Source organism: Prosthecobacter fluviatilis (assembly GCF_042655725.1).
GTDB classification, from domain to species: domain Bacteria; phylum Verrucomicrobiota; class Verrucomicrobiia; order Verrucomicrobiales; family Verrucomicrobiaceae; genus Prosthecobacter; species Prosthecobacter fluviatilis.
The window spans coordinates 253067-269097 of the sequence record NZ_JBHSMQ010000008.1; the positions used below are offsets into that span (position 1 = coordinate 253067).

At 60.5% G+C, this 16031-nt stretch carries 15 protein-coding genes; 12 read left to right on the forward strand and 3 right to left on the reverse strand.

Features of this window, described 5'->3' with window-relative positions:
* The first annotated feature begins 6 nt into the window (after nt 1–6).
* Nucleotides 7–2037 carry a beta strand repeat-containing protein gene (locus tag ACFQDI_RS19965; RefSeq protein WP_377170147.1) on the forward strand — a complete coding sequence of 677 codons (2031 nt, stop codon included), beginning with the start codon at nt 7–9 and terminating at the stop codon, nt 2035–2037.
* A gap of 11 nt (nt 2038–2048) precedes the next feature.
* On the opposite strand, the gene queD is transcribed toward ACFQDI_RS19965, so the two are convergent.
* A complete protein-coding gene (gene queD / locus ACFQDI_RS19970) occupies nt 2049–2414 on the reverse strand; it encodes a 6-carboxytetrahydropterin synthase QueD (protein ID WP_377170149.1) in 366 nt (121 codons plus the stop codon).
* A gap of 99 nt (nt 2415–2513) precedes the next feature.
* Nucleotides 2514–4535 carry a sulfatase gene (locus ACFQDI_RS19975; RefSeq protein WP_377170151.1) on the reverse strand — a complete coding sequence of 674 codons (2022 nt, stop codon included), beginning with the start codon at nt 4533–4535 and terminating at the stop codon, nt 2514–2516.
* 443 nt (nt 4536–4978) lie between these two features.
* Between ACFQDI_RS19975 and atpB the strand changes: the two genes are divergently transcribed.
* The 8 genes from atpB (at nt 4979) to atpC (ending at nt 11728) form a co-directional block, all read left to right on the forward strand.
* The gene (gene atpB, locus ACFQDI_RS19980) at nt 4979–5842 is read left to right on the forward strand and encodes a F0F1 ATP synthase subunit A (protein WP_377170153.1); all 864 of its coding nucleotides are present in this window, start codon (nt 4979–4981) and stop codon (nt 5840–5842) included.
* Between the two features lie 83 nt (nt 5843–5925).
* Nucleotides 5926–6174: an ATP synthase F0 subunit C gene (locus ACFQDI_RS19985; protein WP_377170155.1), complete on the forward strand. Its 249-nt coding sequence runs from the start codon at nt 5926–5928 to the stop codon at nt 6172–6174.
* Nucleotides 6175–6255: 81 nt separating this feature from the next.
* On the forward strand, nt 6256–6777 hold the full coding sequence (locus ACFQDI_RS19990; protein ID WP_377170157.1) for a F0F1 ATP synthase subunit B family protein: 522 nt from the start codon (nt 6256–6258) through the stop codon (nt 6775–6777).
* 21 nt (nt 6778–6798) lie between these two features.
* Nucleotides 6799–7197: an ATP synthase F1 subunit delta gene (atpH, locus tag ACFQDI_RS19995; RefSeq protein ID WP_377170159.1), complete on the forward strand. Its 399-nt coding sequence runs from the start codon at nt 6799–6801 to the stop codon at nt 7195–7197.
* A 42-nt stretch (nt 7198–7239) separates the two neighbouring features.
* Nucleotides 7240–8769 (forward strand): F0F1 ATP synthase subunit alpha, encoded by a 1530-nt coding sequence (gene atpA / locus ACFQDI_RS20000; RefSeq protein WP_377170161.1) that lies wholly within the window; start codon nt 7240–7242, stop codon nt 8767–8769.
* Nucleotides 8770–8811: 42 nt separating this feature from the next.
* Nucleotides 8812–9690, forward strand: a complete 879-nt coding sequence (atpG, locus tag ACFQDI_RS20005; protein WP_377170163.1) for an ATP synthase F1 subunit gamma — start codon at nt 8812–8814, stop codon at nt 9688–9690.
* 42 nt (nt 9691–9732) lie between these two features.
* Nucleotides 9733–11190 (forward strand): F0F1 ATP synthase subunit beta, encoded by a 1458-nt coding sequence (atpD, locus tag ACFQDI_RS20010; RefSeq protein WP_377170165.1) that lies wholly within the window; start codon nt 9733–9735, stop codon nt 11188–11190.
* 121 nt (nt 11191–11311) lie between these two features.
* Nucleotides 11312–11728 (forward strand): ATP synthase F1 subunit epsilon, encoded by a 417-nt coding sequence (atpC, locus tag ACFQDI_RS20015; protein ID WP_377170167.1) that lies wholly within the window; start codon nt 11312–11314, stop codon nt 11726–11728.
* 183 nt (nt 11729–11911) lie between these two features.
* Here atpC and ACFQDI_RS20020 read toward each other — a convergent pair whose 3' ends face one another.
* Entirely contained in the window at nt 11912–12457 is a 546-nt protein-coding gene (locus ACFQDI_RS20020; RefSeq protein WP_377170169.1) for a hypothetical protein, read from the reverse strand.
* Between the two features lie 151 nt (nt 12458–12608).
* Here ACFQDI_RS20020 and ACFQDI_RS20025 point away from each other — a divergent pair, with 151 nt between their 5' ends.
* From ACFQDI_RS20025 to ACFQDI_RS20035, 3 genes are all read left to right on the forward strand, one after another.
* Nucleotides 12609–13598: an SPFH domain-containing protein gene (locus ACFQDI_RS20025; RefSeq protein WP_377170171.1), complete on the forward strand. Its 990-nt coding sequence runs from the start codon at nt 12609–12611 to the stop codon at nt 13596–13598.
* Between the two features lie 36 nt (nt 13599–13634).
* The gene (locus ACFQDI_RS20030; RefSeq protein ID WP_377170173.1) at nt 13635–14570 is read left to right on the forward strand and encodes an SPFH domain-containing protein; all 936 of its coding nucleotides are present in this window, start codon (nt 13635–13637) and stop codon (nt 14568–14570) included.
* A gap of 142 nt (nt 14571–14712) precedes the next feature.
* On the forward strand, nt 14713–15921 hold the full coding sequence (locus ACFQDI_RS20035) for a saccharopine dehydrogenase family protein (RefSeq protein ID WP_377170175.1): 1209 nt from the start codon (nt 14713–14715) through the stop codon (nt 15919–15921).
* Nucleotides 15922–16031 lie beyond the last annotated feature (110 nt).

Consider the following 16031-nt stretch of genomic DNA (forward strand, 5'->3'; position numbering starts at 1 on the left):
CAAGACATGACTCCCCAGCATCGCCACATCACCGCCTCAGCCTTGGCAGCACTCGCCATCTTTTCGGCACCCGCGCTTCAGGCCGCCACCTTTGTCATCAGCACAAACACCACCACCGCGCAAACACTGAACGCTGACGGGCAGACCGGCACAGTGGACTCCGGCAAATCCCTGACCCTCGGGGGCAGCACGGTGGCGGTGACGATGAGTGCCACAACCTCACTGACCAACAATGGCACGATTCAGCAGACGGGATCTGGCCGCACCATTGACAGTACGGTGAACAATTCCGTGCTCACGATCTCAAACACGGGAACCATCACTTCAGTAAGCACCGATGCAGTTCGCGTTAATTCGGCCAACACCGCTGTCACATTGACAAACAGCGGCACCATCAGTGTCAGCGCCGGCGGTCAGGCGATTGACTGGGCTGCAATCACCACTGCCGCCAACAGTTTGACCAATCAGCTCGGCGGCATCATTTCCACTGTCGGTGAAGATGCCGTGCGTCCCGGCACCAATGGCACGGTGATCAATGCAGGAACCATCTCTGCCACTCCCACCGGAACCGCAACGCCCTCCGGCAGCGATGGCATCCAGGCAAACGGCACGGGTGTCACCGTGACCAACACCGGCTCCATCTCGGGTCGGCATGGCATCACCGGAGGTTTTGCCGGATTCACCATCACCGTGAACAACAATGCGGGCACCATTTCCGCAGTGAACGGCTCCGGCGTCAACATCGATGATCTTGGCTCTTCAGCCAGCGTGACCAATGCCCTTGGCGCAACCATCAAGGGCGGCGTGTTGTCCACCGCGACGGATGGCGATGGTGACGGTGTGGATGTGGACGGCACACTCACTCTGAATAACTCAGGCGACATTCTGGGCCTCGGTGCACGGGGCACAAACAATGCCGAGGGCGTCGCTGCCGGCGGTGGCAGCATTACCAACACTGTCACCGGCAGGATCATCGGCAGCTCGTTGTCGGCCGACGCGCCGAATGGTGATCCCACCAAAGGTGGCAACGGCATTCTGATCGATGACAGCAATGGCGGCAATGCCATCGCGGCAACCACCGTGACCAACAGCGGCCTCATTCAGGGCAAGGCGGGATTTGGCATCAAGTTTATCGGCACTTTTGCTGACATCATCACCAACAACGCCACGGGAACCATTCGTGGAGCAGGAGCAACCGCTGGCGCAGCCATCCAGACCGGCGATGGCGACGACACCCTCAACAATGCAGGTTCAGTCATCGGAGACAACGGTCAGGCGGTCGATCTTGGCGCTGGCAACGACACCCTCACAGTCACCGGCGGCTCCATCACAGGCGACATCGACGGCGGCACCGGCACCAACACCGCCACATTCAATCCAGGCACAGGCAACACTTTCAGCTACGCAGGCTCCCTCTCCAATTTCAGCAGCGTCTCCATCTCCACCGGCAACGTCATCCTTTCAGGAGCCAGCACCTACAGCGGCACCACCACTGTCAGCGGCACACTCAGCGTCACCAACACCACGGGCAGCGCCACCGGCTCCGGCAACGTCATCGTCAACTCCACCGGCACCTTGAAAGGAACCGGCGACATCGCAGGCAATGTCTCTGTCGCCAGCGGCGGCACCATCGCCCCCGGCCTCAGTCCCGGCACCTTGAACATTGATGGAAACCTCAGCATCGTGGACGGCTCCCGCTTCGCCTTCGAGCTCGGCACCACCTCAGACCTCCTCAACATCGGCGGTGCCCTGAGCTTCACCGGCGGCGGCACCACCATCTTTGACATCCTGAACACCGGCAGCCTTGCCAGCGGCTCAGACTACACCCTGATGAACTACAGCTCCGTCTCCGGTCTTTCGCTCTCAAACCTCGCCTTCGGCTCCACACCGCTCGGTTTTGCCGGGCAGTTCACCATCGGCGCCACTTCTCTCTCGCTGCATGTGGATGCCGTGCCAGAGCCTTCACGCACCCTGCTGGGCGGTCTCGGCCTCGCATTGCTGGCACTCCGCCGTCGCCGTGTCCACGCGGCGGCCTGAGCCCGGCCGGCTCAAAACTCGCCACGAAACACGCAGCGTGCGTTGGGTGTTTCGTGGATCACGATCTCACACAGGCCCGGCAGCTGCGGAGCCAGCTTCTTCCACAGCCACGCCGCCATGTACTCAATCGTGGGATTCTCCAGCCCTTCGATCTCGTTGAGGTAGGAGTGGTCCAGCTGGTCCATGAGCGGCTTCATCGCTCTGGAGATTTCCGCATGGTCATACACCCAGCCGATCTTCGGATCCACCTCGCCCTCGATTGCGATTTCCAGCTTGAAGGAATGACCGTGCATCTTGGTGCACTTGTGGTCGCCAGGGAGGTTAGGCAGCGTCTGGGCGGCCTCGAAGCGGAAGTCTTTGATGATGCGTGCTCGCATGAAGGGGGTGGTTGGGAGGAATGGGTAGCTTTAATCCACTTATTCTCTCTGGCCAGCACGAAAGATGCGCGGAATCTGTGAATGTGGCCCTTCGCCCGCTCAGGGCTTCTTCTCAGCCGCCGCCGTGGGCGCTGGCACCGCATGCGGCGGCAGCACGGTCAGCTTCAGACGGTGCACCACACCGTCAAACGGCGTGCTGTTCGGGTATTTCGCAGGCTTCAAAATCCCAAAACTCTGCCCGGCGCACAGGCCCGTCTTCGGTTCCTGCGGAAATCCCTGCTCAAACGGCGCCACCCCCAGCACCTCGCTGTGTCCCGGCACAGCCAGCGTGATAACGCCCCCAGTGTCGATCTGCGCCCGGATGTTCACACGGCCTTTCTCCAGCGCCGCACTGCTGATCGCAGTGCTCTTGCCGTTCGCAAACACAGTCAATGTCGGCTGCGAAGCCACCAGATGCAGCACATACCCGGACTCTTCATCCCCCTGCGCCAGCAGCGTGCTGTCCTGGTCCGCCAGCGGATCAAACTCCACCACAGCGTCGATAAAAACACCCCTGCCCTTCAGCTTCGGTGCCTCGCCAGCACTCAGCTCATCCCCGATGTTCAGCTTCAGATCGACCGAGCCCGAGGGGCTCGCTGCACCGCTCATTTCAGCAGCAGGCCGCACCGCGCTCTTGAAGTCCTGCGGGAAAAATTCCGCCAGCCGGGTCTTCACCGCCGCATGCTCCGGCCTCGCCGCCAGGTTCGTCCACTCTTTCGGGTCGCTCTCGTGATCATACAGCTCCTCGCTGCCGTCCGCGTAGCGGATGTAGCGCCACCGCTCGTCACGCGCGGCATACCCGGCATTTTTGCCGCCGCCCATGCAGGTGATGGCGGGCCCCTTGCTTTTGGCAGCCGGGTCCAGCAGCAGAGGTTTCAGGCTGCTGCCGTCCAGGTGCTCGGGCCGTGGCAGCCCGGCCAGTTCACACAGCGTGGGATAGAGGTCTGTCAGCGACGCCGGCTGCCCCGAAAGGCTGTCCGCCTGCGTCACACCCGGCGCATAAATTGAAAGCGGCACTCGCGTCGCCTCCTCCCACAGCTTGCCCTTGTGCCACATCTGCTTTTCCCCGAGATACCAGCCGTGGTCAGACGTGAAAACGATGATCGTGTTCTTCGCATTCGGCCCTTGTTCCACCGCCTCCAGAATGCGCCCCAGCATGGCGTCGCAAAACGCCACATTGGCCAGGTAGGCACGCACCGCATCCTTCCAGAGGTTCTTTTCCAGGATTCGCTGGTGATACCCCTCCTTGAGCTGCGTTTTCGCACTCGCAGGCACATCATCCAGATCATCCGCCTTCACCTCCGGCAGCTTGATCGACTCCAGCGGCAGCGCATCAAAGTACTTCTGCGGCACATACCAGGGCGAGTGCGGCCGGTAGAGCCCCAGCGCCAGAAAAAACGGCTTCTTCTGCTTCTGCAGCAGAAACTCTGCCGCAAACGCCGCCACCTGACCGTCATCCGTCTTCTCCTCAGGCACTGAGATGCCACCCCAGTCCCAGTGCCAGATGTTCAGCCCGTTGAAATTCTGCCCTGTATGCACCGGCAGGTCCGGAATCTGCACCCCCGGCTGTGGAAAGCGCAAATCCCACGCCGAGTCCTGCTCAAAGCCGCGCCGCCCTCCGTGCCAGCCAGCCAGTCGCCCCTCCGGCCCGCCATGGTTCGCATGGAAAATTTTCCCCGCCGCAGCCGTCGTGTATCCCTGCGCCTTGAAATGCTCCGGCAGCGTCGGCTTGCCAGAGATCTTCACACTGCGCCTCCAGTCCTGCTCATTCCCGTACACCCCGCTCGATGACGGCAGCATGCCCGTGAGCAATGCCGTGCGCGAGGGATTGCACAGCGCGTAGTTGCAGTGTGCATTCGTAAAGCGCATGCCCATTTTCGCCAGCCGGTCCATGTTCGGAGTCACCGACTGCGGGTGCCCGCCCATCCAGGCTGCGTAGTCACGCAGATCATCTGCAATGATGAAAAGGACGTTCGGCTTGCCCTCTGCTGAAATCATCTTGGGCCTGGACTTCCCCGCCGCACCTGCAGGCACAGCCAAAAGCGAAAGGACAAACAACACAGCGAATGAGTGGGAAGACATCGGCGAAAAGCTTGCACGAGCCAGAAGCGCTGTCGAGATCTTGCCCTCAGATATTCGGCCCGGAAGCGCATGAGCGGGCAAAAAACACCCTGCACCGCAGCATTGGTCCCTACCGTCTCACCCCAGGCTACACATAGGCAAATAAGCCATTCTCCCCCACCGCAAGAAAACCAGATTTTGCGACTCCAGCCCTGGGGCCCCCATCGGCCCACAGCCACGCCTTCAGCACCTGCAATCCCTGCAAAAACACACTCTCTCCTCCGCAAATTTCAAGATCTCCCCCTTTCAAAGCAGCAAATCCAGCCGCATCCCAAGGCCTCAAACGCCGACTTTGTGAAATTTTTCACAAATAGGGCTTGCCACCCACCTTTCATGTGGCTAAAAAAACTGCCCGCCATCCCGGCGAGACCCTACACCGACCCTCCCCGGTAGCCCCTACCCCCATGTTGCCCACGTTTCTCCCTTCAACCTCCTTCTCGCCGCTGCTCGCGAATGTGCCCAGCTATGCGTCGGAGTTCTTCCAAGAGAGTAACCTCAGCTTCATCACCACTTCTCTTTTTGTAGCGGCCATCATCACCGTCCTGCTCCTCTGGTTCGCCCGCAAGGCCACCACGAACATGACCCTGATCCCGCACAAGACTCAGAACCTCTTCGAATTCATCGTCGAGTTTCTTTACGGCCAGGTCGAAGGCATCGTAGGCGCAAAGCTTGCCCCCAAGGTCTTCCCCCTCCTCGCCACCGTTTTCATCTACATCTTGGTCTCCAACTGGTTCGGCCTCCTTCCAGGCGTCGGCACCATCGGCTGGGGCGAAGGCACCGGCACCCTCAGCGTCAAGGAAGTCCATTTCGCACTGCTTCGTCCGCCAACGACTGACCTCAATGCCGCCTTCGGCCTTGCAGCAGCCATGTTCATCGTCTGGCTCTACATCACCATCAAGGAAGTCGGCGTCTGGGGCTTCATCGTCCACACCTTCGGCCCCAAGGGCGGCCTCAAAGGCATCATGGGCATGGCAGTGGCTGCAGTGTTCCTCTTCGTCGGCGTCATCGAAATCTTCTCGATCGTCTTCCGCCCCATCACCCTCTCCTTCCGTCTCTACGGCAACATCATCGCCGGTGAAAACGTGCTTCACACCATGAGCGGCATGGGCGGCTTCATCGGCAGCGTCCTCGCCCCCTTCCCCTTCTATTTCATGGAGCTGCTGGTCGGCCTGCTTCAGGCCATCGTGTTCACCCTCCTGAGCACCGTTTACATCCAGCTCTCCACCGCTCATGACGAAGAACACGGTCATGAGGAGGCGCACCACTAATCTCTGACTTTGCCCGCGGGACCATGCGCAACGCGTGGACGCTGGCGACACAACAAACCACATACTCGCATAACACTATGACAATGGAACTCATCTCTATGGCCGAGCAGGCCGCCGCTCACGGACCCGCAGTCGCCGCTGGCGTCTCCGGCTCTATCGCCACCGGTATCGGTGCAGGCAGCGCCGCCATCGGCGTGGGCCTCATCGGCTCCAAGGCTGTGGAAGCCGTCGGTCGCAACCCCGGCGCTTTCGGCAACATCCTGACCCTCGGCATTATCGCCATGGCCCTCGCAGAAGGTCTCGGCATTCTGTCCTTCATTCTTGGCAAGTAAGCCCTGAATTTCGCGGCGGGCTGTGTCCCAGCCCGCCGCAGCTAGTCAACTCTTCCTCTCCTTTTCTCTTCAAACTCGGCTATGGACCAGATCAAAGGCATCGCATATCAAATCGCAGGCGACTTCGGACTCGCCTGGGGCAAGTTCTTCGCCCAAGTCATCATTTTCATCGCGGTCTATAGCATCCTGAAGAAGTACGCTTTCGGTCCTATTCTGGCCATGCTTGAGCAGCGCCGCCAGCGCATCGCCGACGGTGAAGCCAAGCTCGAAAAAATCGCCCGCGACGCCGCTGAGGCCAAGCAGAATTCCCAGGCCATTCTCGACAAGGCGGAGGCTGACGCAGCCCGCCTCGTGAAAGAAGCCGACGACGCCGCCAAGCTCATCCAGGAGCGCCGCCAGCAGGAGGCCGTCTCTTCCGCCAACACCATCATTGCCAAGGCCCGTGAAGCCGCCCAGCTTGAGCAGGAGCAGCTCATGTCCCAGCTGAAGCGCGAATTCGGCCGCATGGTCTCCGACGCCACCAGCCGCGTCACCGGCAAGGTCCTCAACACCGACGACCAGACCCGCATCAACCAGGAAACCGCTGCCCAGGTCTCCGCTTAATTTTCCCGCCGCCGCGCCACCATGAAGATCACCAAGGAAGCCCGCCGCACCTCTCGCCAGCTTTTCCGCGCCTGCATCGCCAACGGAAAGCTTGATGACGCCAGTGTGCGCAAGGTGGTCAGCACCGTCGCCAGCAGCAAGCCCCGTGGCTACATCGGCATCCTCGACGCCTTTGCCCGCCTCGTGGCCAACGAAGTGGACCGTCAGCGCGCCGCAGTGGAAAGCGCCACCGCCCTCGCCCCTGCCACTCAGTCAGAGCTCCAGGCCAGCCTCTCCAAGAAGTATGGCCGCCCGCTCACCCTCGAGTTCAGTGTCAATCCAGAACTGCTCGGCGGCATCCGCGTGAAAGTCGGTTCCGACGTTTGGGATGGCAGTGTCAAAGCCCGTCTCAAAGCCCTCTCAGACTCCCTTTCCGCCTAATTCTTCCCGCCCCTCTCTCAGCTTTTTCAAACCCGCAATACCATGAGCAACATCCTCCAGGAGATCGAATCCCAAATCGCCGGCCTCAAGACCGCCGTCACGAAGTCCAATGTGGGCATCGTACGTGAAATCGGTGACGGCGCAGCCAAGATTGAAGGCTTGAGCGATGTCATGCTCAACGAAATGATCGAGTTCCCCGGCGGCGTTTACGGTCTGGCCCTCAACCTCGAAGAAACCGAAGTCGGTTGCGTGCTTCTCGGCTCTGGCGAAAACATCAAGGCTGGCGATGAAGTCAAGACCACTGGCCGTCTCCTCTCCGTGCCGGTCGGCAAGAGCCTCCTTGGTCGCGTCGTGAACGCCCTCGGTCAGGCCATCGACGGCAAAGGCGACATCAAGGGCGAAACCCAGTACCCCGTCGAAAAGCTTGCTCCTGGCATCATTGCCCGTAAGTCCGTGTCCGTCCCTGTGCAGACCGGCATCATGAGCATCGACGCCATGATCCCCATCGGCCGCGGTCAGCGCGAGCTGATCATCGGTGACCGCTCAACCGGCAAGACCACCATCGCCGTTGACGCCATCATCTCCCAGGCTCAGCAGAACAAGGCTGCCGAACAGGGCAAGCTTAAGGGCCACAAGCCCCTCTACTGCATCTACGTCGCCATCGGCCAGAAGCAGTCCAACATTGCCCGCGTCGTCAAGACCCTCGAAGACGCCGGTGCCATGGAATACACCACCATCGTCAGCGCTTCCGCTTCTGACTCTGCGGTGAACCAGTACCTCGCCCCCTACGCCGGCGCCGCCATCGGCGAGTGGTTCATGGACCAGGGCCAGGACGTCCTCATCGTCTATGATGACCTTTCCAAGCAGGCCGTCGCCTACCGTCAGGTTTCCCTCATCCTGAAGCGTCCTTCCGGCCGTGAAGCTTATCCGGGTGACGTGTTCTATCTCCACTCCCGTCTGCTTGAGCGCTCCTGCCGCGTGTCCGAAAACTACGGCGGTGGTTCCATGACCGCCCTGCCCATCATCGAGACCCAGGCTGGCGACGTGTCCGCTTACATTCCGACCAACGTGATCTCCATCACCGACGGTCAGATCTTCCTCGAAACCGACCTCTTCTACCAGGGCATCCGTCCTGCCATCTCCGTCGGTCTCTCCGTGTCCCGCGTGGGTTCCGCCGCTCAGACCAAGGCCATCAAGAAGGTCTCCGGCACCACCAAGCTCGACCTCGCCCAGTTCCGCGAACTCGCCGCTTTCGCCCAGTTCGGTTCCGACCTCGACGCCAGCACCAAGGCCAAGCTCGATCGCGGTGCTCGCATCGTGGAACTCTTCAAGCAGCAGCAGTATCAGCCGAAGAGCCTGCCCATCATGGTCAGCACTCTCTACGCCATGCAGAAGGGCTACTTTGACTCCGTCGCCGTGGACCGCGTGAAGGAATTCCAGGCCAAGCTCGAGGAGTACCTCAGCACCCGCAAGAGCGAGCTCATGGACCAGCTCGCCAACGAGAAGACCCTCGACAATGTCGAAGCCGGCCTCAAATCCGCCCTCGACGACTTCAAAGCCTCCTGGAAGTAAGCTGTTTTAGTTTCTAGTTTTTCATCCTTCATCCTTTAAAAGATGCCCTCCACCCGCGACATCAGACGCCGAATCAAATCGGTCAAAAACACGGCCCAGATCACCAAGGCCATGCAGCTCGTCGCGGCTGCGAAGATGAAAAAGGCGCAGGACCAGGCCAGCCATGGCCGTGCCTACGCCGAGATGCTCAACAAGATCCTGGTGAACCTCAAGGAGCACGCTGAAGAGGGCATCCACCCCTTCTTCTCCGAAGGCAAGGGAGACAAGACCCTCGTCCTCCTCATCGCTTCGGACAAAGGCCTCTGCGGCGCCTTGAACACCAACCTGTTCAAGAAGCTCGTCACCACTCAGATCGAAGGCGAAGTCGAATACGTCACCGTCGGCAAGAAGGCAGTCCAGGCCATCAACCGCCTGCGCCGCACCCTCGTCGCTGACTTCCCCATCAAAGACCCCGCCAAGTTCGCCGAAGTCCGCTCCGTCAGCCGCTTCATCCAGGAAAAGTACCGCACGGGTGAGTACAAGAAAGTGCTCGTGGTCTTCAACAACTTCATCAACACCGTCACCGTTCTTCCCTCGGTCGAGCAGCTTCTGCCCGTCAATCCGGTGACTCTTGGTGGCAAGCGTGACTTCGGTCATGAGATCACCCCGGCTGCCGCTGACTCCCTTGAGTACAAGTTTGAGCCCAGCGCCGCAGTCGTCTTTGAGACCGTTCTCCCGCAGTATGTCAACGACACCATCTACCAGATGGTGCTCGAATCCCGCGCCTCCGAGCACTCCAGCCGGATGGTCGCCATGAAGAACGCCACCGACAACGCCAAGCAGATGATCAAGGACCTCAGCCTTGAATACAACAAGCTCCGCCAGGCCGCGATCACCAACGAACTCCTCGAAATCACCACCGCCAAGATGGCTCTTGAATAAAGCAGGCCCTTTTAACTTTTTACTTACCCCTTTTCACTTCATATGAGCAACATCGGCAAAATCGTTCAAGTCATCGGTCCCGTGGTGGACGTGGATTTCTCCGCCTCCGGCAAGCTGCCCGCCATCTACAACGCCCTCGAAATCAACTTCGAGCAGGGTGGCAAGGCCGCACGCCTCACCTGCGAAGTGCAGCAGCATCTCGGTGATGGCTGGGTGCGCTCCATTGCGATGATTTCCACCGAAGGCCTCAAGCGCGGCATGGACGTCACCGACACCGGCGGCCCCATCACCGTCCCCGTCGGCGAAGAAGTTCTCGGCCGTATCTTCAATGTCACCGGCGACGCTTGCGATGACCAGCCCTCCCCTGCGACAGCAAAGCGCTACGCCATTCACCGCGCCGCCCCTGCCCTCGTCGACCAGAATCCTTCCGCTCAGATCCTCGAAACAGGCATCAAGGTCATCGACCTTATCTGCCCCTTCACCAAGGGTGGTAAAGTCGGCGCCTTCGGTGGTGCTGGCGTCGGCAAGACCGTCGTCATCATGGAGCTCATCAACAACATCGCCAAAGGCCACGGTGGTTACTCCGTGTTCGCCGGCGTGGGTGAGCGTACCCGTGAAGGTAACGACCTTTACCATGAAATGATCGAGTCCGACGTTATCAAGGTGAAGAAGAACGGCCACGACATCGTCAAGAACGACCAGGGCGGCTACATCAGCGAGCCCGGTTCCAAGGTGGCCCTTGTTTACGGCCAGATGAACGAGCCCCCAGGAGCCCGTCTCCGCGTCGCTCTCTCCGCCCTCTCCATGGCCGAGTATTTCCGCGATGAAAAGAACCAGGACGTGCTCTTCTTCGTGGACAACGTCTTCCGTTTCTCCCAGGCCGGTTCCGAAGTGTCCGCTCTCCTTGGACGTACGCCTTCCGCCGTGGGTTATCAGCCCACCCTCGCCGCTGAAATGGGTCAGATGCAGGAGCGAATCACCTCCACCAAGACCGGTTCCATCACCTCCTTCCAGGCCGTTTACGTCCCTGCTGACGACTTGACCGACCCTGCCCCGGCCAACACCTTCGCCCACCTTGACTCCACCGTCGTGCTTGAGCGTTCACTCGCCGAGCTGGGCATCTATCCCGCTGTGGATCCTCTCGCCTCCGTTTCCAAGGCCCTCGCCCCCGAAATCGTCGGCGAAGAGCACTACCGTGTCGCCCGCGGCGTGCAGCGCGTCCTTCAGCGCTACAAAGACCTTCAGGACATCATCGCCATCCTGGGCATGGACGAGCTCAGCGAAGAAGACAAGCTCACCGTGTTCCGTGCACGTAAGCTTCAGCGCTTCCTCTCCCAGCCCTTCCACGTCGCAGAAATCTTCACCGGCACCAAGGGCGAATACGTCAAGGTCGCAGACACCATCAAGGGCTTCGCCGAAATTCTTGACGGCAAGCACGACAGCGTCCCCGAGGCCAACTTCTACATGAAGGGCGGCATCGACAGCGTGAAGAAGGACTAATCGCTGCGCTTCATTTATGATTTACGATTTTTGATTTATGATTTCCAAACCATAAATCGCGGTGCCACTGGCAAATCGTAAATCATAAATCGTAAATCATAAATCTCCCCCGCACTCGCCCATGCCTCTCAAATTGGAAATCGTCACCCCCGAAGCCCGCATCTTCTCTGATGAGGTCGATACCGTCGTGCTGCCGGGTTACGAGGGTGAAATGGGTGTCCTCCCTGCGCACAGCAACCTCGTGACCACCCTGGTCCCCGGTGAGCTGCGCATCACCAAAGGTGGCAAAACCACCGAACTGGCCGTCGGCGACGGTCTCGTCGAAGTCACAGGCTCCGTCACCCGCATCCTCACCGACTCAGCCATCGATTCCGAAAAAATCGATGAAAAGGCGGCAGAAGAAGCCATCGCACGCGCCAAGAAAACCCTCGAAGACCTCAAGCCCGGCGAGCATCAGGAAGAAGTGGCTGCAGCCATGGCCGCCATCCAGCGCGCCACCATCCACCTCAATATCAAGCGCAAGCGCAGGACCGTCTGACCTCCTGCACATCGCCCTGACAAATTCGGCACTGAGACCAAAATCTCAGTGCCTTTTTGTTTCCAGCCAGTCGCAAAATTCACTTCCGCAGATCAGGCTCGCCGCGTCACCCGGCATTGGGTCGGCGGGCACCAGGCATGACGCATGACATGTCCCGCCGGTGCCTCTGCGGCTATTTCAGCCTCACTGAGCGATCGAAAAGGAGTCCACGATGCGCTGCACCGCTGGCCCCTTCGTCACCGGCATGCCGTAGTAGGAAAACAGCAGCCCGGTCATCTGCCCCTGGTGGATGAAGGTGTAGTTCAGCAGCGATTGGCTGGCCTCAGGCTTCTGCGCCTCAAACCGCAGCGCCTCGCGCCCGCCCACCCTGACCACCTGCGGCTTGCCGAATTTGGTAAAGCCCTTCCGGCTCCACGAGTTTTGCAGCGTCTTGAAAAGCCGCTTGTCCGTCACGCTCTGAAAGCTCGTCTCAGGCACCGAGATCAGGCCAAAGACCATGCCTCCCGCCTGGCCTCCGTCGTTCTCACGCGCAGCCCCCATCAGGCGGCCGGGCCCTTTGGTTTTCGGCATCGTCTTCCATCCGTCCGGCAGGAAGAACGAGATGCGCTGGCTCGGAAATGAGATCATCTCGCCACCCGCCGCAGGCTGGCGTTGCGGCTTCGAGGACGTGGCGCAGCTCATCAGGGACAGGGCGCCGGTAAGCAGGAGGGTCAGGCAGGCTTTGTTCATGGCAGGCCTCCGCAGTAGCCGCTCACCCCTGCCGGGGTCAAGCACGAAAGAGCCCCACGCACCCCGGCATCCATTCCAAAGCCCTCCCCGCCTTTGTAGTTGGCATCCGCGCCATTCCCCCTGAGTCTCCCCGCAGCAACATCCTTGTCCTATGTCCACTGCCTTTGGCTGTTTCGTTGGGTTCCTTGTGTGGTTTCTGATGCGTTACCTCATCGCTGGCTTCTACACGGTGAATCAAAACGAGCGGGCCGTGAAGACCAGCTTCGGACGTGCTCAGCGCGTGCATGACCTTAGCACCAATGACGACGCCATTTCCGACGCCCTTACCCCGGAGCAAAAAGTCCGCTACGACTACCCCCAGGTGCGCGTCATCCCCCCAGGCGGCCCCTATTTCAAATGGCCCTGGGAAAAGGTCTACAAGGTGGACATCGCCACCAGCACCGTCAACATGGCCTGGGATCCGGATGATCCCTCCGCCAACAGCTCCGGCAGCATTCTTGAAGCCGTCACCAAGGACCAGCTCAATGTCGGCCTCAACGGCCAGCTCCGCTTCCGCGTCTCCGAGCGCAATCTCTACGCCTTTATCTTTGGCGTGAAGAACGCCTACGCCCATGTCATGGGCTACTTCGTCAGCGTCCTGCGCGAGCGCATCGCCACCTTTGAGGCGCCTGCCGGCACCGCTGCCGCAGACTCCGGCTCCGGTGCCGCCTCCACCATCGGCATCTCCATCAACGACATCCGCAAAAACCTGCGCGACCTCAACGAGCACATGGACCGTGAATGCCAGAGCTCCTCCGCTCGCTACGGCATTCAGCTCGATGCCTCCCTCATCACCGGCATCGACCCGCCGCATGAAGTCGAGTCCGCCCTCGCCGCCATCAACACCGCCTACAACCAAGTCTCCTCGGACATCAGCCTTGCCCAGGCCAGTGCAGACCAGAAGATCGTCCAGTCTCAGCGGGCCGTCGAAATCGAAACCCTCAAGGCCCAGGCCGAAGTCGAGCCCCTGAAACGCCTCGCCTCCCAGCTCCTCGATCTTAAATCCCGCGGCACCGCCGCCCTGCGCTCCTACGTGCGCAATGTCCGCCTCGCCCTCTTCGACAAAGCCGGCCAGGTCTTCCTTGAAACCCACAAGGACTGAACCAGAAACAAAGAACCAGGAACTAGGAACTTTTTTATGGACGCACTCTCCCACTTCTTCCTCGCCGCAGCCATCACCTTCATCGGCTGCAGCATCGCCGTCCCCCTCCTGCTCTACCTCGGCCGCATCGCCGGGCTCTACGCCATCGTTCAGGAGCGCCGCAGCAATGTTTACATCCTCTTTGGCAAGGTCATCGGCACCATCGATGAGGCCGGCCTCCACTTCCTGCCCGCCAGGCTCGGCCCCGCCGCCTTTCTGGTCAACTGGCTCGGCCAGTGCCAGGTCGTCGATCTCCGTCTGGACCAGACCTACCTGCGCAGCCAGCCCGTCAACTCCGAGGAGGGCGCCCCCATGGGCATTGGCATCTGGTATGAAATGTTTGTCAGCGACCCCGTCGCCTTCCTCTTCAAAAACACCGACCCCGCCGGCTCCCTCTCCGCCAGCGTCAGCAACTCCACCGTCCGCTGCCTCAGCAACATGCCGCTCGCAGACATGCTCGTAAACCGCCACGTGATGAGCGACACCGTGCGCAGCGAGGTCACCCCAAAGTCCCACGAGTGGGGCTTCAAGCTCGGCAGCGTTTACATCCGCAAGGTCCACTTCCGCGATGCCAAGATGATCAAGCAGATCGAAAGCAAGGTCGTCAACCGCCTCCGTCAGGTCACCTCCGCCATCAAGCAGGATGGCGCCAACCAGGTCAGCATCATCACCAGCACCGCCGAAAAAACCGCCGCCATCGAGCTCGCCAAAGCAGCCGCCGTCCGTCCCCAGATCGTCGGCGACGCCCTCCGCGACATCTCCACAGACCCCGACGTCTCCCAGGCCGTCTTCGATGTCCTTGAGGCCCAGAAAATCATCACTGGCAAAGCCGCCGTCACCCTCATGCCCGCCTCCTCCAGCGCACTCCTCACCAATCTTCTGGCAGCTCAGCCCCCGAAGCATGAGGGAGACACACCGCCAGTGAAGCTGTGATTGGCATTCGGCTTCAGCAAGGCACGGAGATCATGTGATCCCCCGCCATTTCCGTCGCTTGCATTCCCCCCACGCCTGCTACACTCGCCCTCCCGCCATTTCTGGCGCTCGTTCGTCATTTCCCCCCATTTTCCCACCCCACATGTCCCACAGAGTCCTCATCATCGGTGCCGGCGGCGTTGGCCGCGTTGTTGTCCATAAATGCGCCCAGCAGCCCGACGTCTTCGGCGAGATCATGCTCGCCAGCCGCACCAAGTCCAAGTGCGACAGCATCGCCGCAGAGCTCAAGCGCCCCATCCAGACCGCCGCTGTGGACGCCGACAATGTGCCCGAGCTCGTCAAGCTGCTCAAAAGCTTCAAGCCCGAGGTCGTCATCAATGTCGCCCTGCCCTACCAGGACCTCACCATCATGGACGCCTGCCTCGAGGCCGGCGTGCACTACATCGACACCGCCAACTACGAGCCGCGCGACGTCGCCAAATTCGAATATCACTGGCAGTGGGCCTACCAGGAGCGCTTCAAGCAGGCCGGCCTCACCGCCCTCCTCGGCTGCGGCTTTGACCCCGGCGTGACCAATGTTTACACCGCCTACGCCCTCAAGCACCACTTCTCCAAGATCGACACCCTCGACATCATCGACTGCAACGCCGGCGACCACGGCAAGGCCTTCGCCACCAATTTCAATCCCGAGATCAACCTCCGCGAAGTCACCGCCAACGGCCGCTACTGGGAAAACGACCAGTGGGTGGAAACCAAGCCACTTGAAATCAAGCGCAGCTTCTCCTTCCCCGACGGCATCGGGCCAAAGAACATCTACTGCCTCTACCACGAGGAGCTGGAGTCCCTCACCAAACACATCCCCATGCGCCGCGCTCGCTTCTGGATGACCTTTGGCGACGCCTACATCAAGCACATGGAAGTGCTCGTAAACGTCGGCATGACCGGCATCCATCCCGTCAAGCACAAGGGCGTCGACATCATCCCCATCGAGTTCCTCAAGACCCTCCTCCCAGAGCCCGGCACCCTCGGCCCCGACACCAAGGGCAAGACCTGCATCGGCAACTGGATCGAAGGCACCGGCAAGGACGGCAAGCCCCTGCGCTACTACGTTTACAACATCTGCGACCACCAGGACTGCTACAAGGAGACCAACAGCCAGGGCGTCAGCTACACCACCGGCGTCCCTGCCATGATCGCCGCCCGCCAGCTCCTCACCAATCCCGCCGAATACCGCCAGCCCGGCGTCTGGAATGTCGAGCAGCTCAATCCCGATCCCTTCATGAAGGACCTCAACGCCTACGGCCTGCCCTGGGTGGAGACCTGGCCCACCGAAAAGATGCCGGGCGAGTAACCGCCCTCGCAAGGTCAAGGCTTGGTTTCAAAGTGGGGGCGTCATCCACGCCCTCATTTTTCATGTGCTGATCACACGCTTCCCTCAGACCTCATCTCAAAAGGAACTCG